Below are 23,318 nucleotides of genomic sequence, written 5' to 3' on the forward strand. Positions count from 1 at the left end.
GAGCGGCCATGAACGTCTGGGCGCGGATCAACCGCGTGGGCTGGGTCCACTTCTGGCGCCGCCGCGAGGACTTCGACGCGGCGGAGCCTTCGGCCCACTTCGTGAACGCCCGCACCGATCCGCGGTGGCTGGAGGCCACCCTGAGCGCCGCCCAGTGGGCGGCCCTCGAGGTCGGGGAACTCGTGGAGATCGAGGATCCCGGCTACTTCACCGACGAGGACTGATCGGGGCTGGCGTCCGCCACGGCGGTTTCCAGCCGGTGGTAGAGGGCCAGCAGGGCGCAGCTCAGCCACACGTTCACGATCCCGCCCAGCAGCCCGAAGGCCCAGAAGGCCGGGTGCTTCAGGCGCAGCCAAGCGTCGGCCCCCAGTTCCCCCGCGGCGGCGGGCACCAGTCGTCCCAGGCTCCAGCCGGCGGCCACCTGGTAGAGCATCGCCACCAGGGCCATGGCGAGCACGGCCTGGACCACCCGCGGCCAATGCCGAGCCATCGCGGCCTGGCTCCAGCGGAGGGCCGCGACGGGGGCGTCCCCGCGGATCAGCAGGCGCAGGGGCGCCCAGCCGAAGATGGCGAGGACCAGGACCCCGGGGATCACGAACAGCAGGAGTCCCAGGGCGATGAGCAGGCTGAGCCCCAGCCGCAGGAGAAAGGCCCGGGCCCAGCGCCGGTCGAAGGCGCCCCGCCACTCCCCTTCGGCGCGGCCCGGGGCGGGGCGCAGTTCCGCGTCGAGGCGCGCCTGGAGCCGGGGAATGAAGTACATCTCCAGCGGAAGGAGCCCCGCGAAGGCGAACAGGGGCTGCGCCAGGAAGCTGGAGACGCCCGCGGCCAGCTCCAGGGCCGGACCCACCTGCGTCAGGACCATGGCGAGCACCGCCAGCCCCAGGGCGAGGGCCGGATGCCGCAGAAAGAGCGCCACGCCTTCACGGAGGGCGCCGAGGTGGGAAGTCGGGAAGCGGGACATCCTTCCAGCCTAGCCCGAGTGGCCCGGTGGGCTATCATCGGCCTCATGACGCCTCTGGCCCCCTCTCTCCTGGTGGCGAGCCCCGCGCTCCTGGATCCCAACTTCCTTCACACCGTCGTTCTGGTGGTGGATCACGACGAGGAAGGCGCCCTGGGCCTGATCCTCAACCGGCCGCTGCCGCTCACCCTCGCCCAGGTTTCCCACGAGGGTGGAATGGAATTCCAGGGCTCCGAGGAGGCCACCGCGTGGCGCGGCGGGCCGGTGGACCCCCAGCGGGGCATCCTCCTCGTCCAGGGCGGCCTGCCGGAGGAGGAGGACACGGTGGTGGATCTCACCCACTTCGTCAGCCACCGCAAGGACCTGCTGGAATCCCTGCTCACCGATCCCATGGCCCGCTATCGCTTGTTCCTGGGCTACGCCGGCTGGGGGCCGGGCCAGCTGGACCAGGAGCTGGATCACGGTGCCTGGATCCGGCTGCCGGTGGTCTCCGAATGGCTGCTCCACCCCGATCCCTCGGGCCTGTGGCAGGTGGCCCACGGCGAGCGGCGGGAGGAAGGCTGAGGTTCGCGGGCCCCTCCTGATAGAGTGGGGGAAAGCGCGTTTCTATCCCTTTCCGCTCCACAGGCTTACGGGTAGCCCATGCACACCATCCGATTCGACGGCAAGACCCCCGGAGCGGCGGAATGCGACCGCGAGACGGCCCTTCTCGCCGCCAGCACCCGCGCCGGCATCCCCCTGAATCACCGCTGCGGCGGCCACGCCCGCTGCGGCACCTGCCTCGTCACCGTCGTTGAAGGCGCCGAGCACCTCAGCGATAAGGGCGCGGCCGAAGCCCGCGTCCTGGCCGTCCTCAAAGCCGGCCCCGATCAGCGCCTCGCCTGCCAGGCCTGGGCCAAGGGCGACGTGTCGGTGAAGTACTGATTTCGAATTACAAAAAGATCACCGCCAAATTTTCTCCAGGCCGATCGCCAGTCCAGTTCTTGGCGCCCTTGGTGTCTTGGCGGTGATCTTTTAAAGAGCTGATGTCCCGGCTTACCCGATAAGCCGCCGCCCTTCCATGGCCCGATCCAGGGTGAGTTCGTCGGCGTATTCCAGGTCGCTGCCGATGGGGAGCCCCAGCCCGATCCGGGTGGTGCGCACGCCGATGGGTTCGAGGATGCGGGCCAGCCAGCTGGCGGTGGCTTCGCCGTCCACGGTGGGATTGGTGGCGAGGATCAGCTCCTGGATGGCGCCATCCTCGAGCCGCCTGAGCAGTTCACGCACGCGCAACTGGTCCGGTCCCACCCCGCGCAGGGGGGAGATCAGGCCGCCGAGGACGTGGTAGCGCCCCCGGAAGTGGCCGCTCCGCTCGAAGCTGAGGACGTTGGAGGCTTCGGCCACGACCACGAGGCTGGCGGCATCCCGCCGGGGATCCAGGCAGATGGGGCACACGGGCTGGTCGGTGAAGGCGCCGCAGACCTGGCAGAAGCCCACCTTGTCGGCCGCCTGCTGGAGTTGGTGGGCCAGATGGGTCATCGCCTGGGGGCCCTCCTTCAGGAGGTGCAGGGCCATCCGCTGGGCGGACTTGGCGCCCACGCCCGGCAGCTTCTGGAGGCTCTCGACCACGGCCTCCAGGGGCGGCGGCAGCTTCATGGGATCAGAGTCCGAGGCCCGGGAGGCCCAGGCCCGCGCCCATGCCGCCCATCTGCTTCTTCATGGTCTCGTCGGCCTTGGCGGCGGCGTCGCGGAAAGCGGCCAGCAGCAGGTCTTCGAGCATGGAAGGATCCTCGGGATCCATGGCGTCCTTGGCGATGGACAGCCCGACCAGCTCCTTCGAGCCGTTGAGGGTGACCTTGACCAGCTCGCCGCCGGCGGTGCCCTCGACGCGCAGGTTGGTCTGGGCCTCCTGCAGCTTCGCCTGCATCTGCTGGGCCTGTTTCATCAGGAAACGCATGTCCATGGTCAGTCTCCGGAAGGGGAATCGTGGGGAGGGTGGGGGAGGTGGGGCCAGTGCATCCGGCGCAACCGGCGGGCGAGCCACAGCATCAGGAAGTATCCCAGGGGCAGGGCGAGAAGGGTGCAGACCGTGCCGCCGAGCAGGTAGGACTTGAGGATCGGGCGGAGCATGGTGGTCATGGCTTCGAAGCCGTCCCAGGTCACGAAGCTGCGCCAGCCGATCTCGTGCCATTCGATGCGGGGCATGGGACCGCCGTGGAACCGGCCCCGCACCAGGTTGCCGACCCAGGTGCTGGCGGTGGCGATGGGGACCATGGTCCAGGGATTGTTGATCAGCATGGCCAGGATCATCAGGGGCCGGTGCAGGCGGCGGAAGATCACGCAGAACAGGAACACCATCCCCGTGTGCAGCCCCAGCAGCGGATTCCACGCGATGGAGAAGCCCAGGGCGAAGCTCCAGGCCACCTGCTCCGCGCTCAGCTCTGGATGGAGGATGTGGGCCTTGAGGCGGTTCCACGGGCCCTTCGGCGGGCTCCCGGAAGCGGGGGCGGGGGCGGTCTGCGCGGTGGGATCGGTCATGGGGCGAAGTGGTCGAATCCGAGATCCGGCACGGCGCGCGGACGTTCCCCATCATAGACGAGCAGGGACGCCGCCCCGCGTTCCACCGCGCGGCCCACGGGAATCAGGCTCCGGCCCAGGCGGCGCTCCAGTTCCGCTTGGGGCAGCGAACTCCCGAAACATCGGGCGTAGTCCTCTCCGCCGCGCAGGGCGTCCTCGTCCAGGCCGGGATCCACGATGATGCTCACGCCCGAGGCCTCCGCCAAATTCCGGAGGTCGCGGCTGAGGCCGTCGGACAGGTCGAGGCAGGCGTGGACTTCGGGAAGGGCCGCCAACTGTCGACCCAGGCCGAGGTTGGGTCGCGGCGCGAGGTGGGCTTCGAGATCCGGATCGGGATGGGCGGGATCCCAGCGCTGGCCCGCCTGCAATTTCCGCAGCCCGCGGAGGCTGGCGCCGAGGCGCTGGTCCGCGAAGAGTCCGTCCCCCGGTTGCAACCCGTCGCGCCGGAGCCAGCGCGCCGCGAATCCCAGGGCGGTGAGACCGAGTCCCAGCCCTGCCGGACGGCCCACGGTGTCGCCGCCCAGAACCCGCACGCCGGCCTCCCGCGAGGCGGCGGCCAGCCCCCCGAGGAACGCCTCCAGCCAGGGCGGGTCGATCTCCGGGCCCAGGGCGAGGGTGAGGGTGTAGCCGAAGGGCTCGGCCCCGGAGGCGTCCAGGTCCGACAGGTTCACCGCCAGGAGCTTGCGCGCCAGGAGGTCCGCCGGATGCCAATCCAGGCGGAAGTGCTGGCCCGCTTCCATGAGGTCCGTCGTCACCAGCAGGGTGTGGCCCGGAGGCGGCGGCGGCACGGCTCCGCAGTCGTCGAACAGACCCTCGCCGCCGGGCAGCAGCGCCCGGATGCGGGCCAGAATGCCTGATTCCCGCAGGGTCATAGGATCTCCGTCACAACTCCAGTCTCCCACGCCCGCGGAGCCCACGCGGCCCTTGGTCGAGGGGCCCGGGCGATGCTAATTTGTTTGGATTGAGCCCGCCCCCCGGGCCCCTAAATGAACCCTTGAGGAGACGACTCATGGCCATCACCAAAGTGTGGATCGAAGAAGGCTGCATCGTGTGCAACGCCTGCGAAGCGGAGTGTCCCGACGTGTTCCACGTCACCGATTCCAGCTGCAACATCAACGGTTCCGTGCGCGAGGACGGCCAGGACACCGAGAACCGCGACGAGATGAGCCCCCTGTCCGGCAGCTACGGCACGGACCTGGAAGCCAGCATCGAGGCCGCCGCCGCCGGTTGCCCCGTGGAAGTCATCAAGTTCGAGAAGGCCTGAGACCTTCACGCTGGACCGAAAAAGGGGCGCCGTCGGCGCCCCTTTTTCATGCGTATGCGGAAGCCGCTTCCTAGTCCTTCAGGCCCACGTTCACTTCGAACTCGCCGGCGGACGTGCGGAAGGGGATCGCGATGCAGGGGATGTCGCCGCTGCGGCTGATCTTGTGCCCCTTGCCCACCACCACGGTGGGAACGGAGATGGACAGGCTGAACCCGTCCTGGATGAGCAGCCGGCGGGCGTCGCCCACGACGATGTTCCCGATCTCGCCGATGGCGTCCTCCACGCTCTGGTTCAGCTCCTTGATCTCCTCCATCAGCATGTTGCTGGCGATGCGGCACGCGAGGCCGACCGGGAAGCTGAGGATGATGGAGCCTGACGTGTCGCCCGTGATCCCGATGATCGCGGAGATGTCATAGGTGGTGATGAGGTCTTCCTTGACGGCCAGTCCCGCCTTCTCGGCGGTGACGCTGGCCATCATCTCCAGGCTGCGGAGGGTGGACTCGATGAATGGATTGATGAAGGCGACGTTCATGGGGCCCCAGGTTCACATCTTGATGATGGCAGTTTCGGCTAAGGAATTCTCCGGCATGATTTCCGGGGCAGGGGATTCCCGCCCTTGAGGGGCCTTTCCGGGTCGGCCACCATAGGGCTCCTTCGGAGTTGCCCATGCTCGCTCGCCTTCAGGCCGACCTCAAGACCGCCATGCTGGCCAAGGACGCCGCCCGGACCCAGGTCCTGCGGATGGCCCTGGCCGCCTACAAGAACGAGGCGGTGGCCAAGGGGCTCAGCCCCCAGGGGGAGCTGCCCGAAGCGGATGCCCTGGCGGTCTTCAAGCGCCTGGTGAAGTCCCGGGAGGACAGCGTCGCCCAGTTCGAGAAAGTCGGGCAGGCGGACCGCGCGGCCCAGGAGCGGGCGGAGATCGAGCTGCTGACGCCCTACCTCCCGGCGATGCTGGAGGGTCCGGAGTTGGAAGCGGCGGTCAAGGCCGCCATCGCCCGCACGGGCGCCACCGCGAAGAAGGACATGGGCCAGGTGATGAAGGCCCTGCAGGCGGACCACGGCGCCGCCTTCGACGGCAAAGCCGCCAGCGCCCTGGTGCAGAGCCTCCTGAACTGAAACTGCGAAAGACGCGAAAGGGCGCGGAAAAAAGAGGGATTCCGGAATCGCCCTCCCCATCACTGGTGAATCTCGAGCTGAAAAATCTGGAACTGCAGATTGAAAAACGGGGCGGGGGCCGATGTGGGATGCGGCTCCGCAGGCGCAGGAGACGCCCATCTGCGTCATCTGCGGAATCTGCGGTTTCAGCTTTACGCCTTACGAACATGGACCTGAGCCCGATCCATGGCCAAGCCGCCTTTTTCGCGGGCCCGCAGGGCTTTCGCGCCTTTCGCGGTTTCCTGCTTCTGAGTGGGAGCCGCTGCCTGGGTTAGACTCGAAAGTTCGAGGCCCCCATGAAGCAGTCGAAGCTCCTGATCCAGACCCTGCGCGAGACGCCGCGCGACGCCGACGTGGTGAGCCAGCAGCTCATGATGCGGGCGGGGATGATCCAGAAGGTCGCGGCGGGGATCTACAGCTACCTGCCCCTGGCCTTCCGGAGCATCCGGAAGTTCGAGGAGATCGTCCGGGAGGAGCTGGCGAAGGACGGCTGCCAGGAACTGCTGATGCCCGCGGTGCTGCCTGCGGAGCTGTGGCAGGAGAGCGGCCGCTGGAAGTTCTACGGCGACGAGCTGCTCCGCTTCTGCGACCGGAAGGCCAAGGCCGAGCTCGCTGAGCGCCGCGCCCGGGGCGAGAAGCCCGACGAGCGCGAGTTCTACAACTTCTGTTTGGGTCCCACCCACGAAGAGGCGATCACCGACATCGTTCGCAAGAACGTGCGCAGCTACAAGCAGCTGCCCATGAACCTCTTCCAGATCCAGACCAAGTTCCGGGACGAGCGCCGCCCCCGCTTCGGCCTGATGCGGGGCCGGGAATTCAGCATGAAGGACGGCTACTCCTTCCACCCCGACGACGCCTGCGCGGACCGCATGTACTGGGCGATGTTCAACGCCTACAAGCGGATCTTCTCGCGGCTGGGCGTGAAGTTCCGGCCCGTGGAAGCGGACAGCGGCGCCATCGGCGGCAGCTTCACCCACGAGTTCCACGTCCTGGCGGGCAGCGGCGAGGACGCCATCCTCAGCTGCGACGCCTGCGAATACACCTCCAACATCGAGAAGACCGAGGCTCCGGCCCTGCCCGCGGGCGACCATGGGAAGGCCTTCGAGCTGAAGCGCGACCACTTCAGCACCCCCGGGATCGTGGGCCAGGCGGAGCAGGCGGCGGCCATGAAGGACGCCGACCACGACGGCATGCCCATCGCGCAGACCAGCAAGTTCTTCCTCTACCGCGCCACCTTCGCCGATGGGGCCACCCAGCTGGTGGGAGCGGTGCTCCGCGGCGACCACGAGGTCAATCCGGTCAAGGTGAAGAACCTCCTCGGCGCCGCCGAGCTGGAGCTGATGCCCCTGGAGGAGGCCGAGGCCTTCACCGGCGCCAAGACCGGGTTCATGGGGCCTGTGGGTCTCAAGGATGTAAAGCTTCTCGTCGACCGCAGCCTGGAAGGCGCGGTCAACCTCACCTGCGGCGCGAACCGCACGGACTTCCACCACTTCGGGCTCGATCCCGCCCGGGACCTGCCGGGCTGCGCCTTCGCGGACCTGCGGATGGCGGCCGAGGGCGACGCCTGCACCCGCTGCGGGAAGGGCCATTACCAGGCCTTCCGCGGGATCGAAGTGGGCCAGGTCTTCAAGCTGGGCCTGAAGTACTCCAAGGCCATGTCCTGCACCTTCCTCGACGAGCAGGGCAAGGAGAACCCCATGGTGATGGGCTGCTACGGCATCGGGATCACCCGCACCGTGGCCGCGACCATCGAGCAGAACTACGACGCCGACGGCATCGTCTGGCCCTGGCCCCTGGCGCCCTACCACGTCCACGTGGTCTGCCTGGATCCCGCCAATGAGGACGTGGCCGGCGTGGCCGCGCAGGTGGAGAAGGATCTGGAGGCCGCGGGCTTCGAGGTGCTCCACGACGACCGCGAGGGCCTCAGCCCCGGCGCCAAGTTCAAGGACGCGGACCTCCTCGGCTTCCCCCTGCGCCTCACCGTCGGCGCCAAGGGGCTGAAGGACGGCATCGTGGAACTGCGCGACCGCCGCACCAAGGAAGTCGTCAAGCTCAAGCCCGAAGCCGCCGTGGCGGAGGTTTCCGTGGCCCGGGACCGCCTGCTCCAGGAGCTGGAGACGGCCGGGGGGCGGTGATGGCCGAAGGCCGGGTCCACCTCACCACCTTCATCGAGGGCGTGCTGGTCCACGGGCAGCAGACGCCGTTTGTCCTGCTGGTGCCTTCGCCCCACAGTCCGCACCGCGGCCTGCTCATGCCCGCCCAGATCCCCTGGTCGCCGGGGTTCCTGCCCACGGCGTTGCTCAACGCCCAGGTAGAGGCCGCCTGGGGCATGCCCTTCCGGTTCGTGGACGACTCGCGCCTGCCGGTGGTGTTCGACGAGCGGACCAGCCGCCTGCCCACGCCGTGGCTGCTGCGGCTGGAGGGGCTTGAAGGCCAGCAGCGGCTCTACCTCAGTCATCTGCTCCGCACCAAGGCGCCGGAGGAGGAGCTTCCGGTGCCTCCGCCCGGCGGCCAGTGGTTCAGCGACCGGGGTCTCCAGGCCGCCGACCTGCTTCCCGGCGTCCGGCGCCTGTGCCAGTCGGCCCTTCAGGCGGTGGCGGAGGGCTGAGGGCTCCCTTCACGCGAAAACCGGCGCCTGAGGCGCCGGTTTTCGTCTGGGATTCTCCCCGGTTCAGAACTGCTCGAAGGCGTTGAAGAAGTAGCTGACCTCGAACTGGGCGCTCTCCGGCTTGTCGCTGCCGTGGGTGGCGTTGCGGCCGATGTTGGCGCCGAAGCGCTTGCGGAGGCTGCCTTCGGCGGCGTTGGCGGGGTTGGTGGCGCCCATCAGGTCGCGCCAGCGCAGGATGGCGTTCTCGCCCTCCAGCACCATCAGGGCCACGGGACCTTCCGTCATGAAGGCCTCCAGCTCGGCGTAGAAGCCCTTGCCCACGTGCTCGTGGTAGAAGCCCTGGCAGATGGCGGGCGTGAGCCGCGTCAGCTTGAGGCCCACGATCTTGAGGCCGCTCTGCTCGATGGCGGTGACGATCTCGCCGACGTGGCCGTCCTTGACGGCGTCGGGCTTGACGATGGCGAAGGTGCGCTCAAGGGCCATGTTCTCTCCGGAATCCAAACGATCAGTGTGCCCGCAGTGGGTAACTTCGGCAACCGCGGGACCTTGGGAACGCGCCCTGCGACTGGGAATCGACGGTGCCTCGGGTTACAATCAGCGGTTTACGCGATTGGATGGTTCCATGCTCGATACCCTCCTGAAGAAACTCATCGGCTCCAAGAACGACCGCGAGCTGAAGCGCCTGTGGGCCAAGGTCCAGGACATCAACGCCCTGGAGCCCGCGATCTCCGTCCTCAGCGACGATGAGCTCAAGGCCAAGACGCCTTACTTCAAGGAGAAGCTGGCGAACGGCGCCACCCTGGACGAGATCCTGCCCGAGGCCTTCGCCGTGGCCCGGGAGGCCTCCAAGCGCGTGCTCAAGATGCGGCACTTCGACGTGCAGCTCGTGGGCGGCATGGTCCTCCACGAGGGCAAGGTCTCCGAGATGCGCACGGGTGAGGGCAAGACCCTGACCGCGACCCTGCCGCTCTACCTGAACGCCCTGGCGGGGAAGGGCGCCCACCTGGTCACCGTGAACGACTACCTGGCCCGCCGCGACGCCGAATGGATGGGCCGGCTCTACACGTGGCTGGGCCTCAGCATCGGGATCATCCAGCACGGGCTGGACGATCAGCAGCGCCGCGACGCCTACGGCTGCGACATCACCTATGCCACCAACAACGAGCTGGGCTTCGACTACCTCCGCGACAACATGAAGTGGGACCTGGAGGAGTTCACCCAGCGCGGCTTCCACTTCGCCATCGTGGACGAGGTGGACTCGATCCTGATCGACGAGGCCCGCACGCCGCTGATCATCGCCGGGAGCAGCGAGGAGGACACCTCCAAATACTTCCGGATCGACGCCGTGGTTCCCAAGCTGCAGAAGGAAGAGGATTACAAGGTGGACGAGAAGGACCGCCAGGTGATGCTCACCGACGGCGGGATCCACCGCGCGGAGCAGCTCCTCGGCGTGGCCAACCTCTACGATCCGGGCAGCATCGAGACCCTGCACGGCCTCAACCAGGCCCTGCTGGCCCACAACCTCTACCGCCTGGACGTGGACTACATGGTCCGCCCCAAGGAGGACGGCAAGGGCATGGAAGTGGTCATCGTGGACGAGTTCACGGGCCGTCTGATGCCGGGCCGCCGCTGGTCCAACGGCCTCCACCAGGCCATCGAGGCCAAGGAGGGCGTGGAGGTCAACGCCGAGAACCAGACCCTCGCCACCGTCACCTTCCAGAACTTCTTCCGGATGTACGCCAAGCTGGGGGGCATGACCGGCACCGCCGAGACCGAGGCGACGGAGCTGCACTCCATCTACAAGCTGGACGTGATCATCGTTCCCACGAACATGCCCATGGTCCGCCGGGACTTCGCGGACACGGTCTACGCCACCCGCGCCGGAAAGAAGAAGGCCATCGTCGAAGAGATCAAGGATCTCCACACCAAGGGCCAGCCGGTCCTGGTGGGCACCGCCAGCATCGAGAGCAGCGAGGACCTGGCCGAGGCACTGAAGGCCGCCCGCATCCCCCACGTCGTGCTCAACGCGAAGCACCACGAGCGGGAAGCGGAGATCGTGGCCCAGGCGGGGCGCAAGGGCGCCGTCACCATCGCCACCAACATGGCGGGCCGCGGCACGGACATCATCCTGGGCGGCAACCCCGAGGGCCTGGCCCGGCTCGAAGCCAAGAAGAAGGACATCGCCCTCTACGACGAAGAGGGCCTCGAGACGCCCGAATTCACCGCCCTCGTGGACCGGATGCGCGAGCAGACCGCGGCCGAGCACGAGGAAGTGGTCTCCCTCGGGGGGCTGCACATCCTGGGCACGGAGCGCCACGAGAGCCGCCGCATCGACAACCAGCTCCGCGGCCGCGCCGGCCGCCAGGGCGATCCCGGCTCCAGCCGCTTCTACCTGTCCCTAGAGGACGACCTGATGCGGATCTTCGGCGGCGAGCGGATCAAGAACCTCATGGGCGCCATGGGCATGAACGACGACGAGCCCATCGAGGCGGGCATGGTCACCCGCGCCATCGAGCGCAGCCAGAAACGCGTGGAGACCCACCACTTCGAGATCCGCAAGCACCTGCTCGAGTACGACGACGTCATGAACAAGCAGCGCATCTTCTTCTACGGGCTGCGCACGGAGATCCTCAAGGGCAACACCAAGGACTACGTGCTCCAGGTCGCGGGGGAGATCGCGGAAGGCATCTGCAACGACTTCCTGGCGGACAAGGGCGAGCGCGACCTCCCGGGCTTCCGCGAGCGCGTGGAGCAGCTTTTCGCCATCACCGGCGAGGAGGTCGAGGCCGTGGGCCAGCTGCCCCAGGCTCAGGCCACCGAGGCGCTCTCCGTCCTGGTGAAGCGGGTCTATGAGGGCAAGGACGAGCGGCTGGGCGGCGACGGAATGCGTAGCTACGAGCGCTGGTCCATCCTCCAGATCATCGACGCGGCCTGGAAGCGGCACCTCCTGGTCATGGACCACCTGAAGGAAGCCATCGGCTTCCGCGGCTACGGCCAGAAGGATCCCCTCGTCGAATACAAGCGAGAGAGCTTCGAATACTTCGAGCAGATGCGCTTCGGCTACGAGGACGAAATCATCTCCTACCTCTACCGCGTGGAACCGCAGCCTGCCTACGTTCCTGACGACGACTTCTTCCGCGTTCCCGCCGAGACCATCGAACTGGGCCCCGACGAGCAGGGGAACGCTCCCGAGGGGATCCAGCGCGTCCTGCGTTTCACCGCGGGCGGGCTTGAGGACTGATTCTCAGTCGTCGCACGCTTCGAGGGGCCTCCGCGGAGGCCCCTCGGTTTTTGCTGACTCCGCGCGCCCGACACCTGATAGCGTCTAGCCCATGGAACTCATCGTCGTAACGGGCCTTTCGGGAGCCGGGCGCCACTCCGTCCTGGGGGCGCTGGAGGATACCGGCTGCACGGCCCTGGACAACGTCCCGCCCCGCCTTTTGGAGCCCCTGCTGGAACTGGAGTCGAAGCTCCAGCCCGGCCGGGATCGGCTGGTGGTGGGGATGGACAGCCGGCAGGAGGACTTCGCCCAGGAATTCGGCCCCTTGGTCGAGCGCCTGCGGATGGGGAACATCCCGGTGCAGGTGGTCTTCATGGAGGCGGACGACGAGATCCTCTTCCGTCGCTATTCCGAAACCCGCCGGCCCCACCACCTCGCCCTGCTGGGCTCCGCGGGGGAGGGCATCCGCCGGGAGCGGGAGCTGCTGGCGCCCATCCGCGCCCTCGCCACGACCATTCTCGACACCAGCCGGATGGGCCTGTCGGAGCTGCGGCAGCGGGTGGCGGCGCTGGTCCCGGCCCTTCCGACGCGTCGCACCGCCGTGCGGCTCCTCAGCTTCGGGTTCAAGCGCGGTGTGCCGCCGGACGCCGACGTGGTGCTCGACGCCCGCTTCCTGCCCAATCCCTACTACGTGGAGGCCCTCAAGCCCCTCACCGGCCGCGATTGGCCGGTACAGGAGTACCTCCTGGAGTGCCCCGAATTCCGGGAGTTCCTGGAGCGCGCCGAATCCTGGCTCCGCTGGTCCCTTCCGTTGGTCCAGCAGGAGGGCCGCGCCTACCACACGCTGGCGATCGGCTGCACCGGCGGCCAGCACCGCTCCGTGGCCCTGGTGGAGATGCTGGCCTGCCGCCTGGAGCGGGAAGTGACCTCCCTGAGCGTCCGCCACCGGGAACTGGAAGGCTGAGCCGTTCACAAGAAAAAGACTCACCACCAAGACACCAAGAAAAGCGGGGTCGTTCTTGGTGTCTTGGTGGTGAAACGTTTTTGATCAGCCCTCCCGGAACACGACGCCGCGCTTGGCGAGCTCTTCGCGGATGAAGTCCCAGGCGCCGGGCTCCTGGCCCACGCGCTCCGGGGGGCTGATGCCCTTGCGGGCGTAGCCACCGGCGGCGAGAAGGCGCACGGCGGCGGTGCAGGTGTAGCCGGTGGTGCGCGCCATGGAGGTGGTCCGGGTGGCGGGATCGTAGCGGTCCAGGAGGTTCAGTTCCCGCCGCATCCGCTGGCCGCCCTTCTCGCCCTCCACAGCCACGCGCATCACCGTGAAATCCTCGTCGCCCTCCTCCATCTGCCACAGCGGGAAAAGCAGCGCGGTCGCCAGATCGAGGGGCACCACCTGGCCGTCGCCCACGGGAATCGGGCTCTTGCGGAAGAAGCCCGTCTCGCGGAGGATCCGCATCTTCTCGATGTGGCCCGGGTAGCGCAGGGTCTTCTCCTTCATGTCGGGGATCTCGGGAAAGCTGCGGATGAGGCTGCGGAGGCCGTCGGTGTTGAAGGATTCGAGGGTGCCCAGCCCGCCGAAATCGATCAGTTCCGGCTCCGACAGGGCGGGCATCGTCACCGTGCGGCCGCCCTTCACGTAGCGGGCGGGGCGGGTGTACTCCTCGATCACGTCGATGGGACTGAACCCGGCCTTGTATTCGTAGGGCCACGTCCGCACGACGGGGAGTCCGCCCACCAGGCACTCGAAGGCGTCGATCCGGTCCCATTGGCGCGACAGGTCGCCCAGGATGAGGTTCCCGCAGCCGGGCGCCACGCCGCAATCCACGATGGCGGTGAGGTTCTTGGCCTTGGCCAGGGCGTCCAGCTCGAAGCAGTCCTCGTCGAAGAAGGAGATGTCCACCAGCGGCTTGCCGGCTTCGAGAATGGCCTTGGCCGTGGCGAAGCCCATGAACCCGGGCACCGCGCCCACGGCGAGGTCCGCCTCCGCGACGGCGGTCTTCACCTGGGCGGGATCGGCGAGATTCGCGGCGCGGGCGGCGATGCCGGCCTCCCGCATCCGCGCCAGCGCGGGTTCGGAGCGGTCGGCCACGGTGACGTCGAAATCCGGCGCCAGGTCCCGGGCCATGGCGCCGCCCACGCGGCCGGCGCCGAGGATGACGAGGTGGGTCATGGGAACTCCTTCAGGAGCGGGCGACGCGGGGCTTCCCCGCCAGGTAGACGGGCCAGCCCAGCGCCACGAGGATGAGGCCCGGCCAGGAGTAGCTGGGGCGGTGGATGAAGAGGGCGCCGACGATGGCCAAGGCCCCCACCAAATACAGCGCGGGGACCACGGGATAGCCCCAGGCCCGGACGGGACGGTGCAGGTCCGGCCGCCGCCGCCGGAGGAGGAACAGGCCGCCCACCGTGAGGGCGTAGAAGAGGATCGTGGGCAGCATGACGAAGTCCAGCAACTGCCCGTAGGTGCCCGTCAGCGTCAGGAGGCAGGTCCACAGCGCCTGGATGCCCAGCCCGAAGCCCGGCACGCCGTGGGCGTTGAGGACCGCGGCGCGGGGATGGAAGAGGCCGTCCGCGGCCATGCGCTGGTACACCCGCGCGCCGGACAGCACCAGGCCGTTCAGGCAGCCGAACATCGAGATGAGGATGCTCCCGGCCATCAGGAGTCCCCCGCCCGGCCCCAGCAGGGCCTGGAGCGCCGCGCTGCCCACCCGATCCTGGGGCGCCGTGGCGATGCCCGCGGGCCCGAGGACCTTCAGGTAGGCGGCGTTGGCGAGGACGTAGAGGCCGCAGACCAGCGTGGTGCCGATGAACAGGGAAAGGGGGATGGTCCGTTCGGGGGCCTTCACTTCGCCGGCGATGAAGGTGATGGCGTTCCAGGCGTCCGCCGAGAACAGGCTGCCCGTCTGCACCACCAGCAGGGCCGTGAGGAAGGGCAGGGCGGTCCCAGCCGCGGGCACGAAGGGGGCCTGGGAAGGAAGGACCGGAGGGCGGAGGAAGAGGCCCAGCAGGATGAGGGCCGCCAGCCCGCCGATCTTGACCACGGTGAACAGGTTCTGGATGCGGGAGCCCAGCTTCACGCCGTAGAGGTTCACGGCGCTGAGCAGCACCACCACGGCGATGGCCGACAGCCGCGACGGCGTCAGCCCCAGGTGGTAGGGGCCCACCGCGATCCCCCCGCCCACTTTCAACAGGGGCACGTCCAGATGGGGGCCCAGCCAGACGGTATCGGTGACCGCCGGATAGAAGGACCCCAGGTATTTCCCGAAACCCACCGCCACGGCCGCGATGGTGCCGCACTCGATGACGACGAAGAAGGTCCAGCCGTAGAGGAAGCCCGCTGCGGGGCCGTAGGTCTCGCGAAGGTAGGTGTACTGGCCGCCGGCCTGGGGGAAGAGCCCTGCCAGTTCGCCGTAGCTGAGGGCCGCGAAGAGCGTCAGCACCGCCGTGAGCCCCCAGGCCGTGAGCAGGAATCCGCCGGATCCGCCGGTGCGCACCATATCCGCTGCGACGATAAAAACGCCGCTGCCGATCATGGAGCCGGCGATCAGCATGGTGGCTGAGAAGAGGCCGACGTGGCGGCGGTAGCCGGTGTCGTTCATGGGGTCCCTGGGTGGATGGATCCACGCTAGCACGGCATTCTGGAGCCATGGCGCGTTCCTCCACCTCCCTTCGTCTCCTCCTGGCCACCGCCGTTCTGGCCGTGGCCCCGGCTGTGGGCGGGTGGTGGGCGTGGAAGGGCACCGGGCCCCTCCGTCGGGACGCCACCGTCCTGGTGAAGCGCGGCGCGAGTGTGGATCAGGTGGCGGAGCAGCTGGAGCGGGACGGCGTGATCCGCTCGGCCTCCCTGTTCAAGCTGTGGGCCCGCGCCCGCAAGCTCCAATTGATCCGCGGCGAGTACACCTTCACTTCCCGCGCCAGCCTCGCGGACGTGGCCGGCAAGCTGCGGCGGGCGGAGATCCACTACACCCCGGTCACGCTTCCCGAAGGCGTCCACGGGTGGTCCATCCAGCGGCGGCTGAAGGACTTCGTGCCCGAGAGCGTGTTCTGGACCCTATGGAAGAGCCCGCGGTTGGCGAAGATCGCGGGCTTCGAGGGCGCGGAGAACCTCGAAGGCCTGGTGGCGCCCGCCACCTACCGGCTCCATCACGCCATGGAGCCCGAGGAGGTGATGCTCCTGCTCGTCGAGGCCTTCCGCGACCAGGTGCGGCCCAAATTGGAAGAGGGACCGCTCCCGCCCTACGAGACCCTGATCCTGGCCAGCCTCGTGGAAAAGGAGACGAAGCTGCCGGAGGAGCAGCCCAAGGTGGCGGGCGTCTACAAGCGCCGCCTGGATCTGGGCATGCGGCTCCAGTGCGATCCCACCAGCCTGTACGCCCGGTGGGCCAGCGGGGACCTGCGCTTCACGCCGCCCACCCGCGAGGACATCCACCGCCCCAGCCGCTTCAACACCTACGCCGTGGCCGGACTGCCGCCGACGCCCATCGCGATCCCCAGTCCCGCCGCCATCGAGGCCGCGCGGGAGCCGCTTTCGGGAAAGGACCTGTACTTCGTCGCCACGGGGAAGGGCGGGCACACGTTCGCGCCGGATCTGGGCGGCCACAACCGGAATGTGGGCGCCTACCGCAAGGAGATCGCGCGGCAGAGGAAGCTGAGCCGTGGCTAAAGCGCGCCTCGATCAACTGCTCGTGCAGCGCGGCCTGTGCGAGACCCGCGCCAAGGCCCAGGCCCGGATCCTGGCGGGGGACGTGCTGGTGGACGACCGCCCCGTCACCAAGGCCGGGACGGCCGTGGACGAGGCAGCCCCCATCCGCCTGCGGGGCGAGGCGCTTCCTTTCGTCAGCCGCGGCGGGCTCAAGCTGGCGGGCGCCCTGGACCGCTGGAACCTCGATCCCGCCGGCCGGACCTGCTTCGACGCGGGATCCAGCACCGGCGGCTTCACGGACTGCCTCCTCCAGCGGGGCGCGGCGAAGGTCTACGCCGTGGACGTGGGCACGAACCAGCTCCATTGGAAGCTGCGCAGCGACGCGCGGGTGGTCTCCATGGAGCAGGTGAACCTCCGCACCTGGGATCCCGCGGCCATTCCGGAGCGCTGCGGCCTGCTGGTGGCGGACCTGAGCTTCATCTCGCTGCGGCTGGCCATCCCGCCGGTGCTTCCCAGCCTCAGCCCGGGCGCCGATGCGGTCCTCTTGGTGAAGCCCCAGTTCGAGGCGGGGCGCGACGATGTGGGCGCCGGGGGAATCGTCCGCGATCCCGCCGTCCACCGGCGCGTCGTGGAGGAGGCCTGGGCCTTTTTCGCCGGCACGGACCTGCGCCCCCAGGACCTCGCCGAGAGTCCCATCAAGGGCGGTGAGGGCAACACCGAGTTCCTGCTGCGCCTGGTTCTCGGCGCCCCCGTGGGCGACCTCCCAGCGGCGCTTGGCCGGCTGGGCTTTTGAGGTTTCGTCTGGCTGCCTAGAAAGATTCGTCACCCAGACGCGAAGACCCCAAGAAAAACAGATCAGGCGTTCTCGGCGTCTTGGCGGTTGGCGCGTCCTACAGGCTGTCCCAGTCCGTCTGGAGGGTTCCCGCGGCGAGGGCGGGGGCGCCGGGGTGGGTGTCCTCGCAGGCGTCCCCTGCGAGGACCTGCCAGCGGGAGAAGACCTCCAGGGCGGGGCGGGCGCCGGGGCGAACGCCCAGGCCGGCGAGGGGGATGCGGGTGGATCCGTCCCCGGCGGGGGCGTTGATCCCCGTGAGGTCGGCGTGGATCTCGCGGGAGAAGCGGGCGATGGCGTGGGGATCCTGGGTGTAGAGGCTGCTGGCGACGCGCGCCGGCGACAGGTTCGCCCAGACCAGGGCCTCGTCGAAATCGCGGACCGAACACAGGTTCACGGAGGGCCCGGGCGTCTGGTCGGCGAACAGGTCCGATTCCGGTGTCACGCCCTCCCACACGCAGGGCTGGAGGTAGGCCCCGTGGCCCACGTCGCCCCGCACCTGCGCCGTGCGGTTGGCTTCGGTCCAGTGGTCGCCGCCGGCCACGAGGGCGGCCCCGCTTTCGCGGGCGGCATCCCGGCGGTCGCGGAAAGTCGTCGCCAGGCGGGCGTTCATCATCGGCCCGCAGATCACGTCCGCATCCGACAGGGGATTGCCCACGGGCAGTGCCGCCAGACCGGCGAGGAACCGTTCCCGGAAGGCCTTGGCGCAGGCCTCGTGGACCAGGATGTTGGCGAGGCCCACGGGGCGCTGCCCGGCCTGGCCGAAGCCCATGGCCAGCGCGTCCGCGGCGGCGCGGTCCAGGTCGGCGTCGGGCAGGACGAGGAAGGTGCCCTTGGCGGTGACCTCCAGGTCGGCCACCAGCAGGCGGCGGCCGCAGGTCTCGCCCACGGCGATGCCCAGGGGCGCCGAACCGATGAAGCTGAACGCCTGGTAGTGGCCCTTCTCGATGCCGCCCAGGAAGTGCTTTCCGCAGCCGGCGCGGCCCTTGCCGTTGACGGTGTTCACCACCCCGGCGGGCAGGCCGGCCTCCATCAGCAGCCTCATCAGGAGGTAGGCCGCGGTGGGGGCGTTGTCGCTGGGCTTCCACACCACGGTGTTCCCGGAGAGGAGCGCCGGCGCCAGCTTCCGCAGCGGCGCGGCCAGGGGCGAGGCGCCCGTGGCGAGAATTCCGCAGACCCCCACGGGACGGCGGTGGGCGCGGCGGGAGAGGTTCTCGGTCTCGGCCACGAAGAAGGCGCAGGCGTCGATGGCCTCCTGCAGTTCCGTTTGGGCCTCCTGTTGCGTCATCCCGATCTCGCGGGTGAGGATCCGGGCCAGCTTGTCGCGGTGGCGCTCCAGGTGCTCCGCCGCGCGGCGGATCAGGTCCGCACGGTGGGAGGCGGGCAGCGCGGACCAGGCGGGCAGGGCGTCGGCGGCGGCCTTGGCGGCGCGGGCCACGTCCTTCTCGCCGCTGTCGGGGAACATGCCCACCAGATCGCGCCGATCCACGGCCGATCGGGATTCGATCATCCCCAGGTCGCCTTCCACCTCGCGGCCGTTGACGATGTTGAAGCCGATCACGGACTTCCCGGCGCTCACGGCGGCGGGAGCGTTGGGCCTGAGGTGCATGCTCCACTCCTGGAAGCAGTCAGCATAGCGTGTCCATCAGCCTGTACACTGGGTGATTGCCGGAGTCCGGGTGTTCGACAGCATCTCCATCCCCACCATTCTCGTCAGCTACGTGGCCCTCCTGTTCAGCCTCAGCGTGCACGAGGCCAGCCACGCCACGGCGGCGCACTGGCTGCAGGACGACACGGCGGCGCGGCTGGGGCGGATGACGCTGAATCCGCTGGCCCACATGGATCCCATCGGGACCTTCGTGTTCCCCCTGCTGGGCATGGCGACGGGCATTCCCTTCATCGGCTGGGCCAAGCCCGTGCCCGTGGACGCCCGCAACCTCACCCGGCGCTTCACCCAGCGGGGCGGCATGGCCCTGGTCTCCGCCGCCGGCCCCATATCCAACGTCGCGCTGGCCGTCCTGTTCCTGGGCGTGCTCCTCGCGCTCGTCAAGATGGCGGCGCCGCCTCCGCCGCTGGAGCTGCGGCTGTTCGCCCACGCCCTCCTCGCCCAGCGCGTGGAAAGCCTCCAGGCTCTGGGTCTGGGCACGGGGCTGACGCTGGCCATGGCCCTCACGGGACGCTTGGTGCTGATCAACCTCGGCCTGGCCCTGTTCAACCTCCTGCCCATCGGGCCCCTCGACGGCTCCGGCATCCTGCGGGGGCTGCTGCCCTGGCGCTGGCTGCCCAAGTACGACCGCGTCCAGCCCTGGATGGGCGGCGTCCTCATCGTCCTCGCCCTCACCGGCCTGCTGGGCTACGTCATCGGCCCCGTGTTCGGCGTGATCCTGGCCGGAATCGAAACCATCGCCCGCCTGTTCCTTGGAGCCTGATCCATGCAGCCCCGCGTCCTCTCCGGAATCCAGCCCTCCGGCTCCCAGCACATCGGCCACCTGGTGGGGGCCCTGGACAACTTCACGCGGCTCCAGGGCGAAGGCGAAGCCTTCTACATGATCGCGGACTGGCACGCCCTCACGTCGAAGTACGAGGCGGTGGAGGAGGTCTGGCCCGCCACGCTGGAGCTGACGGCCACCTACCTGGCGGCGGGGCTCGATCCGCAGAAGGCGACGATCTTCGTCCAGAGCCTGGTGAAGGAGCACGCGGAGCTGCACCTGCTGCTGTCGATGATCACGCCGCTCTCGTGGCTGGAGCGCGTGCCCACCTACAAGGAGAAGCTCCAGAACGCCGTGGCCGACCTCGGCAGCTACGGCTTCCTGGGCTACCCGCTGCTCCAGACCGCCGACATCATCGTCTACAAGGCCCGGAAGGTGCCGGTGGGCGAGGATCAGCTCTTCCACCTGGAACTGGCGCGCGAAGTGGTGCGCCGCTTCAATCACCTCTACCAGCGTGAGGTCTTCCCCGAACCCGAGGCGGTGCTCACCAAGACGCCCAAGGTGCCAGGCCTCGACGGTCGCAAGATGTCCAAGAGCTACGGGAACTGCGTCTACCTGCGGGACACCGACGCCGCGATCCTGGAGAAGTGCACCCGCCAGATGGCCTCCGACCCGGCCCGCGTGCGCAAGACCGATCCCGGCAATCCCGAGATCTGCCCCGTGTTCGAGTTCCACAAGCTGTTCAGCGACGCCGCCACCGTGGAGCTGGTGAACGTGGAGTGCCGCCGCGCCGGAATCGGGTGCTTCGACTGCAAGAAGCGCGTCGCCGAAGCCGTCATCCGCCGCGTGGCCCCCGTGCGGGAGCGGATCGAGGACAGCCTTTCCCGCCCCGCCGACCTGCAGGCCGTTCTGAAGGACGGCAGCGCCCGGGCCCGGGCCGTGGCCGTGGAAACCATGGAGGATGTCCGCGCCGCCATGCGGATGCCCGCCCTGTGAGCGAAAACGGGCGCTTGCATCCCGCAGAGCCCGTGCTAGACTAGTGTTCCTGGGGTTCCTTAGCTCAGCTGGTTAGAGCATCTGACTCTTAATCAGAGGGTCCTGGGTTCGAGTCCCAGAGGAACCACCAACCCCAGAGGCCCGTGGATTTACGTCCGCGGGCTTTTTGCATTGGGTCGAAACCTGTCAGGGAATGGGTCGGTTTGGCGCTCGGACGGGATTCGGACGGGGCCTTCATGTGTAGTAGCCGGAGGCCCAGCTTGGGAGGAGGCTCCTGTGCCGCCAGACGTGAGCGATTTTATGGTATTTTAGAGTGATAAATTACATTTATTGCCGAATTACTACAATCGACTTACAATCCTATCCTGCCTTTGATGGGGTATTCAGTTGAACATCTCTCCCGTCGAACCGCAGGCCCCCTCCCCCTTCTCTTTGCGAGGCACGCGATGACCACTCCCAAGAAATCCGAATCTCCCACCGGCACCGCCACCATGGACGCCATCTCCCTCCTCAAGAGCGACCACCAGAAGGTGCTCGCGCTCTTCGATTCCTTCGAGGAGATCAAGGATGATGGGCCCGTGGAGGAACGCCGCGCGATCGTGGAGCAGATCTGCTCCGAGTTGACGGTCCACACCGCCATTGAGGAAAAGGTCTTCTACCCCGCCGCCCGCGAGGCCATTGATGATGACGACATCATGGACGAGGCCAAGGTGGAGCACGCCGGCGCCAAGGCCCTCATCCGTCAGCTCCAAGGGATGGAGCCGGACGACGATCTCTACAACGCGAAGGTGAAAGTCCTGAGCGAGTACATCCGCCATCACGTGAAGGAAGAGCAGGGCGAGATGTTCCCCAAGGTCAAGAAGACCGACCTCGATCTGGATGCCCTTGGGGAGCGAATGAAGGAGATGAAGGATCGCCTGACGGAGGAGGAGCCCTCCTCGCGCGGCGCCGCTATGCCCAAAACCAAGAAGTGAGGCGGATCCTCGGGTGGGTGTGTTCCGAGGACCCGAATACGCCGCCCTCCACCAGCAGCGGTTTCGGCGGAGCAGTCCTCCGTTTCGCCGCATAGGCCCTCTCCGGAAGTGGCCATTTCTCTTTCGGATCTCCCCCCGAGTACAGCCATGGCGTCGGACCCCGCCTCATCCCCATGCCCGAGGAAGACTCTTGAGGCAAACGCCTACTAGGCCGTGAATCCTGAATCCGAATCCTGGTTCAAGGCCCAGAGAAACCTCCAATTCCTGAAGCCCGCGGATTCATCTCCGCGGGCTTTTGCAGTGGGAGGCGGGTGAATCCGATGCGCAGCCATTGTCTCTCCGGTCACATCTCGCCCGGCGGAAAGGGCCGCTTCGCTATCCTTGGAAGGCCGCGAGCCCGGCGGATGGCGGGGCGCGCGGGAACGGAGGAAGCTCGTGGACCTGAAACGCACCCTCATCGATCTCATGCCCGGGCCGCTGGTCCGCACCTTCGCCGCCCCCTACATCGCGGGCAAGGGCATCGCCACCGGCGTGGCGAAGGCCGACGAGCTCCACTCGAAGCTGGGTCTCTACTCCACCGTGGACCTCCTGGGCGAGGAGGTGTTCCGCCGGGAGGACGTGGAGGCCACCGTCCAGCTCTACTTCCGGATGATCGAGGCCCTGAAGGACCGTCCCTACGCCAGCATCAGCCTCAAGCCCACCCAGCTCGGAATCAACGAGAGCGAAGCCTACTGCCAGGACAACCTCCGCCGCATCGTCGAGGCCGCCGCGCCCCACCGCCTCCACATCACCCTGGACATGGAGGACCACCACTTCACGGACGTCACCCTCCGCATGTTCAAGGCGCTCCGCGACGAGTTCGACAACTTCGGGATCGTGCTCCAGAGCCGCCTCTTCCGGACGAAGGAGGACATCAAGGCCCTCCACGCCAAGCCCTGCAAGGTGCGCATCTGCATCGGGATCTACCGCGAGCCCACGGAAGAGGCCCTCCAGGAGAAGCCCCAGATGAAGGAGAAGCTGTTCGAGTACGTCCAGCTGCTCCTCGACCACGGCCACTACCCCGAGATCGCCACCCACGACGAGCCCCTGGTGCGCCGCTGCATGGAGTTCCTCGACAAGCGCGGCGTGGCGAAGGACGCCTACGAGTTCCAGATGCTGCTGGGCGTGCCCCGCACGGCGATCCAGCAGGAGATCGTCAAGCGCGGCCAGATCGTGCGCCTCTACGTGCCCTTCGCGGAGGAGTGGCAGTACGCGGAGCACTACCTCAAGCGGCGCCTCGCCGCCAATCCCGCCATGGCGATGATGGTGATGAAGAACCTCTTCGGAAGCTGAACGCCGGCTTTCCGACCTGGACGTGGCTTTTCCGCCTTTGGAAAAACCGGGGCGGGGAGTATGGTGCTTCTCGTGGGAGCGTGTCCCACCCATCTGGAGGATCCGATGAAGAAATTCCTGGCCCTGGCCCTGGTGAGTTCCTTCGCCCTCGCGGGCTTCGCCGCCGAAGAAAAGAAGCCCGAGCCCAAGAAGGGCTGTGGGATGGCCTGCTGCGAGAAGGCCAAGGCCTCCTGCAAGGACTGCCCCGAGTGCGCCAAGAAGAAGGACGCCCACAAGGAAGCCAAGAAGGGCTGAGATTCCCCTCGCCACTCGAACCCCGGAGCCCGTCTCCGGGGTTTTGCGTTGGGCCCCCTTTTCA

At 68.1% G+C, this 23,318-nt stretch carries 26 protein-coding genes and 1 tRNA gene; 17 read left to right on the top strand and 10 right to left on the bottom strand.

Going from position 1 to position 23,318, the window contains the following annotated elements; all coding sequences use genetic code 11:
* Positions 1-8 precede the first annotated feature (8 nt).
* The gene (locus RAH39_RS05810) at positions 9-224 is read left to right on the top strand and encodes a hypothetical protein (protein WP_306591864.1); all 216 of its coding nucleotides are present in this window, start codon (positions 9-11) and stop codon (positions 222-224) included.
* On the opposite strand, the gene RAH39_RS05815 is transcribed toward RAH39_RS05810, so the two are convergent.
* Positions 203-961 (bottom strand): hypothetical protein, encoded by a 759-nt coding sequence (locus RAH39_RS05815; protein ID WP_306591865.1) that lies wholly within the window; start codon positions 959-961, stop codon positions 203-205. The two genes, RAH39_RS05810 and RAH39_RS05815, sit on opposite strands and share 22 nt — an antisense overlap.
* An 18-nt stretch (positions 962-979) precedes the next feature.
* Here RAH39_RS05815 and RAH39_RS05820 point away from each other — a divergent pair, with 18 nt between their 5' ends.
* Together RAH39_RS05820 and RAH39_RS05825 are read left to right on the top strand one after the other, a co-directional pair.
* Positions 980-1,522: a YqgE/AlgH family protein gene (locus RAH39_RS05820; protein WP_306591866.1), complete on the top strand. Its 543-nt coding sequence runs from the start codon at positions 980-982 to the stop codon at positions 1,520-1,522.
* Between the two features lie 78 nt (positions 1,523-1,600).
* Positions 1,601-1,882: a 2Fe-2S iron-sulfur cluster-binding protein gene (locus tag RAH39_RS05825; RefSeq protein WP_306591867.1), complete on the top strand. Its 282-nt coding sequence runs from the start codon at positions 1,601-1,603 to the stop codon at positions 1,880-1,882.
* Between the two features lie 111 nt (positions 1,883-1,993).
* Here the strand turns inward: RAH39_RS05825 and recR are convergent, their stop codons facing one another.
* The 4 genes from recR to RAH39_RS05845 are packed head-to-tail and all read right to left on the bottom strand — an operon-like array spanning position 1,994 to position 4,386.
* The gene (recR, locus tag RAH39_RS05830) at positions 1,994-2,593 is read right to left on the bottom strand and encodes a recombination mediator RecR (RefSeq protein WP_306591868.1); all 600 of its coding nucleotides are present in this window, start codon (positions 2,591-2,593) and stop codon (positions 1,994-1,996) included.
* A gap of 4 nt (positions 2,594-2,597) precedes the next feature.
* Positions 2,598-2,900: a YbaB/EbfC family nucleoid-associated protein gene (locus tag RAH39_RS05835; RefSeq protein ID WP_306591869.1), complete on the bottom strand. Its 303-nt coding sequence runs from the start codon at positions 2,898-2,900 to the stop codon at positions 2,598-2,600.
* 2 nt (positions 2,901-2,902) lie between these two features.
* Entirely contained in the window at positions 2,903-3,475 is a 573-nt protein-coding gene (locus RAH39_RS05840) for a DUF2062 domain-containing protein (RefSeq protein WP_306591870.1), read from the bottom strand.
* Positions 3,472-4,386 carry a thiamine-phosphate kinase gene (locus tag RAH39_RS05845; RefSeq protein ID WP_306591871.1) on the bottom strand — a complete coding sequence of 305 codons (915 nt, stop codon included), beginning with the start codon at positions 4,384-4,386 and terminating at the stop codon, positions 3,472-3,474. Before RAH39_RS05845 ends, RAH39_RS05840 begins: the two co-directional genes overlap by 4 nt.
* 137 nt (positions 4,387-4,523) lie before the next feature.
* Between RAH39_RS05845 and RAH39_RS05850 the strand changes: the two genes are divergently transcribed.
* Positions 4,524-4,778: a ferredoxin gene (locus tag RAH39_RS05850; RefSeq protein WP_306591872.1), complete on the top strand. Its 255-nt coding sequence runs from the start codon at positions 4,524-4,526 to the stop codon at positions 4,776-4,778.
* 70 nt (positions 4,779-4,848) lie between these two features.
* Here the strand turns inward: RAH39_RS05850 and RAH39_RS05855 are convergent, their stop codons facing one another.
* Positions 4,849-5,310, bottom strand: coding sequence for a chemotaxis protein CheX (locus RAH39_RS05855; RefSeq protein ID WP_306591873.1), 462 nt, complete (start codon positions 5,308-5,310; stop codon positions 4,849-4,851).
* 134 nt (positions 5,311-5,444) lie between these two features.
* Between RAH39_RS05855 and RAH39_RS05860 the strand changes: the two genes are divergently transcribed.
* The 3 genes from RAH39_RS05860 to RAH39_RS05870 all read left to right on the top strand — a co-directional run bounded on the left by RAH39_RS05860 (position 5,445) and on the right by RAH39_RS05870 (position 8,541).
* Positions 5,445-5,894: a GatB/YqeY domain-containing protein gene (locus tag RAH39_RS05860; RefSeq protein WP_306591874.1), complete on the top strand. Its 450-nt coding sequence runs from the start codon at positions 5,445-5,447 to the stop codon at positions 5,892-5,894.
* Between the two features lie 335 nt (positions 5,895-6,229).
* Positions 6,230-8,068 carry a proline--tRNA ligase gene (gene proS, locus RAH39_RS05865; RefSeq protein WP_306591875.1) on the top strand — a complete coding sequence of 613 codons (1,839 nt, stop codon included), beginning with the start codon at positions 6,230-6,232 and terminating at the stop codon, positions 8,066-8,068.
* Positions 8,068-8,541: a hypothetical protein gene (locus RAH39_RS05870; protein ID WP_306591876.1), complete on the top strand. Its 474-nt coding sequence runs from the start codon at positions 8,068-8,070 to the stop codon at positions 8,539-8,541. Before proS ends, RAH39_RS05870 begins: the two co-directional genes overlap by 1 nt.
* 63 nt (positions 8,542-8,604) lie before the next feature.
* Here RAH39_RS05870 and ndk read toward each other — a convergent pair whose 3' ends face one another.
* The gene (gene ndk / locus RAH39_RS05875; RefSeq protein WP_306591877.1) at positions 8,605-9,024 is read right to left on the bottom strand and encodes a nucleoside-diphosphate kinase; all 420 of its coding nucleotides are present in this window, start codon (positions 9,022-9,024) and stop codon (positions 8,605-8,607) included.
* 139 nt (positions 9,025-9,163) lie between these two features.
* On the opposite strand from ndk, the gene secA reads away from it, so the two are divergent.
* Together secA and rapZ are read left to right on the top strand one after the other, a co-directional pair.
* Positions 9,164-11,782: a preprotein translocase subunit SecA gene (gene secA / locus RAH39_RS05880; protein ID WP_306591878.1), complete on the top strand. Its 2,619-nt coding sequence runs from the start codon at positions 9,164-9,166 to the stop codon at positions 11,780-11,782.
* Positions 11,783-11,873: 91 nt separating this feature from the next.
* A complete protein-coding gene (gene rapZ / locus RAH39_RS05885; RefSeq protein WP_306591879.1) occupies positions 11,874-12,725 on the top strand; it encodes an RNase adapter RapZ in 852 nt (283 codons plus the stop codon).
* A gap of 84 nt (positions 12,726-12,809) precedes the next feature.
* Here the strand turns inward: rapZ and RAH39_RS05890 are convergent, their stop codons facing one another.
* Positions 12,810-13,931: a saccharopine dehydrogenase family protein gene (locus RAH39_RS05890; protein ID WP_306591880.1), complete on the bottom strand. Its 1,122-nt coding sequence runs from the start codon at positions 13,929-13,931 to the stop codon at positions 12,810-12,812.
* 10 nt (positions 13,932-13,941) lie between these two features.
* Positions 13,942-15,357, bottom strand: a complete 1,416-nt coding sequence (locus RAH39_RS05895) for an APC family permease (protein WP_306591881.1) — start codon at positions 15,355-15,357, stop codon at positions 13,942-13,944.
* A gap of 47 nt (positions 15,358-15,404) precedes the next feature.
* Here RAH39_RS05895 and mltG point away from each other — a divergent pair, with 47 nt between their 5' ends.
* Positions 15,405-16,421 (top strand): endolytic transglycosylase MltG, encoded by a 1,017-nt coding sequence (gene mltG / locus RAH39_RS05900; RefSeq protein ID WP_306591882.1) that lies wholly within the window; start codon positions 15,405-15,407, stop codon positions 16,419-16,421.
* Positions 16,414-17,193, top strand: coding sequence for a TlyA family RNA methyltransferase (locus RAH39_RS05905; RefSeq protein WP_306591883.1), 780 nt, complete (start codon positions 16,414-16,416; stop codon positions 17,191-17,193). Before mltG ends, RAH39_RS05905 begins: the two co-directional genes overlap by 8 nt.
* Positions 17,194-17,290: 97 nt before the next feature.
* Here RAH39_RS05905 and RAH39_RS05910 read toward each other — a convergent pair whose 3' ends face one another.
* Positions 17,291-18,838, bottom strand: a complete 1,548-nt coding sequence (locus tag RAH39_RS05910) for an aldehyde dehydrogenase family protein (protein WP_306591884.1) — start codon at positions 18,836-18,838, stop codon at positions 17,291-17,293.
* 70 nt (positions 18,839-18,908) lie between these two features.
* On the opposite strand from RAH39_RS05910, the gene RAH39_RS05915 reads away from it, so the two are divergent.
* From RAH39_RS05915 to RAH39_RS05940, 6 genes are all read left to right on the top strand, one after another.
* The gene (locus tag RAH39_RS05915) at positions 18,909-19,658 is read left to right on the top strand and encodes a site-2 protease family protein (protein WP_306591885.1); all 750 of its coding nucleotides are present in this window, start codon (positions 18,909-18,911) and stop codon (positions 19,656-19,658) included.
* A 3-nt stretch (positions 19,659-19,661) separates the two neighbouring features.
* Positions 19,662-20,654, top strand: a complete 993-nt coding sequence (trpS, locus tag RAH39_RS05920; RefSeq protein WP_306591886.1) for a tryptophan--tRNA ligase — start codon at positions 19,662-19,664, stop codon at positions 20,652-20,654.
* Positions 20,655-20,707: 53 nt separating this feature from the next.
* A tRNA-Lys gene (locus tag RAH39_RS05925) sits at positions 20,708-20,784 on the top strand.
* 316 nt (positions 20,785-21,100) lie between these two features.
* A complete protein-coding gene (locus RAH39_RS05930) occupies positions 21,101-21,628 on the top strand; it encodes a hemerythrin domain-containing protein (RefSeq protein WP_306591887.1) in 528 nt (175 codons plus the stop codon).
* 435 nt (positions 21,629-22,063) lie between these two features.
* The gene (locus tag RAH39_RS05935) at positions 22,064-22,960 is read left to right on the top strand and encodes a proline dehydrogenase family protein (RefSeq protein ID WP_306591888.1); all 897 of its coding nucleotides are present in this window, start codon (positions 22,064-22,066) and stop codon (positions 22,958-22,960) included.
* A 105-nt stretch (positions 22,961-23,065) separates the two neighbouring features.
* Entirely contained in the window at positions 23,066-23,254 is a 189-nt protein-coding gene (locus tag RAH39_RS05940) for a hypothetical protein (protein ID WP_306591889.1), read from the top strand.
* Positions 23,255-23,318: the final 64 nt, after the last annotated feature.

It is taken from the genome of Geothrix sp. 21YS21S-4, assembly GCF_030845995.1.
Lineage (GTDB): Bacteria > Acidobacteriota > Holophagae > Holophagales > Holophagaceae > Geothrix.

What these genes read in the sequence shown, in the direction of transcription:
- RAH39_RS05815 (WP_306591865.1), bottom strand. Translation starts at nt 961, where the DNA reads ATGTCCCGCTTCCCGACTTCCCACCTCGGCGCCCTCCGTGAAGGCGTG.
- mltG (WP_306591882.1), top strand. Translation starts at nt 15,405, where the DNA reads ATGGCGCGTTCCTCCACCTCCCTTCGTCTCCTCCTGGCCACCGCCGTT.
- recR (WP_306591868.1), bottom strand. Translation starts at nt 2,593, where the DNA reads ATGAAGCTGCCGCCGCCCCTGGAGGCCGTGGTCGAGAGCCTCCAGAAG.
- RAH39_RS05890 (WP_306591880.1), bottom strand. Translation starts at nt 13,931, where the DNA reads ATGACCCACCTCGTCATCCTCGGCGCCGGCCGCGTGGGCGGCGCCATG.
- RAH39_RS05835 (WP_306591869.1), bottom strand. Translation starts at nt 2,900, where the DNA reads ATGGACATGCGTTTCCTGATGAAACAGGCCCAGCAGATGCAGGCGAAG.
- proS (WP_306591875.1), top strand. Translation starts at nt 6,230, where the DNA reads ATGAAGCAGTCGAAGCTCCTGATCCAGACCCTGCGCGAGACGCCGCGC.
- RAH39_RS05810 (WP_306591864.1), top strand. Translation starts at nt 9, where the DNA reads ATGAACGTCTGGGCGCGGATCAACCGCGTGGGCTGGGTCCACTTCTGG.
- RAH39_RS05850 (WP_306591872.1), top strand. Translation starts at nt 4,524, where the DNA reads ATGGCCATCACCAAAGTGTGGATCGAAGAAGGCTGCATCGTGTGCAAC.
- RAH39_RS05825 (WP_306591867.1), top strand. Translation starts at nt 1,601, where the DNA reads ATGCACACCATCCGATTCGACGGCAAGACCCCCGGAGCGGCGGAATGC.
- RAH39_RS05910 (WP_306591884.1), bottom strand. Translation starts at nt 18,838, where the DNA reads ATGCACCTCAGGCCCAACGCTCCCGCCGCCGTGAGCGCCGGGAAGTCC.
- RAH39_RS05855 (WP_306591873.1), bottom strand. Translation starts at nt 5,310, where the DNA reads ATGAACGTCGCCTTCATCAATCCATTCATCGAGTCCACCCTCCGCAGC.
- RAH39_RS05870 (WP_306591876.1), top strand. Translation starts at nt 8,068, where the DNA reads ATGGCCGAAGGCCGGGTCCACCTCACCACCTTCATCGAGGGCGTGCTG.
- RAH39_RS05845 (WP_306591871.1), bottom strand. Translation starts at nt 4,386, where the DNA reads ATGACCCTGCGGGAATCAGGCATTCTGGCCCGCATCCGGGCGCTGCTG.
- rapZ (WP_306591879.1), top strand. Translation starts at nt 11,874, where the DNA reads ATGGAACTCATCGTCGTAACGGGCCTTTCGGGAGCCGGGCGCCACTCC.
- secA (WP_306591878.1), top strand. Translation starts at nt 9,164, where the DNA reads ATGCTCGATACCCTCCTGAAGAAACTCATCGGCTCCAAGAACGACCGC.
- ndk (WP_306591877.1), bottom strand. Translation starts at nt 9,024, where the DNA reads ATGGCCCTTGAGCGCACCTTCGCCATCGTCAAGCCCGACGCCGTCAAG.
- trpS (WP_306591886.1), top strand. Translation starts at nt 19,662, where the DNA reads ATGCAGCCCCGCGTCCTCTCCGGAATCCAGCCCTCCGGCTCCCAGCAC.
- RAH39_RS05840 (WP_306591870.1), bottom strand. Translation starts at nt 3,475, where the DNA reads ATGACCGATCCCACCGCGCAGACCGCCCCCGCCCCCGCTTCCGGGAGC.
- RAH39_RS05930 (WP_306591887.1), top strand. Translation starts at nt 21,101, where the DNA reads ATGACCACTCCCAAGAAATCCGAATCTCCCACCGGCACCGCCACCATG.
- RAH39_RS05860 (WP_306591874.1), top strand. Translation starts at nt 5,445, where the DNA reads ATGCTCGCTCGCCTTCAGGCCGACCTCAAGACCGCCATGCTGGCCAAG.
- RAH39_RS05895 (WP_306591881.1), bottom strand. Translation starts at nt 15,357, where the DNA reads ATGAACGACACCGGCTACCGCCGCCACGTCGGCCTCTTCTCAGCCACC.
- RAH39_RS05940 (WP_306591889.1), top strand. Translation starts at nt 23,066, where the DNA reads ATGAAGAAATTCCTGGCCCTGGCCCTGGTGAGTTCCTTCGCCCTCGCG.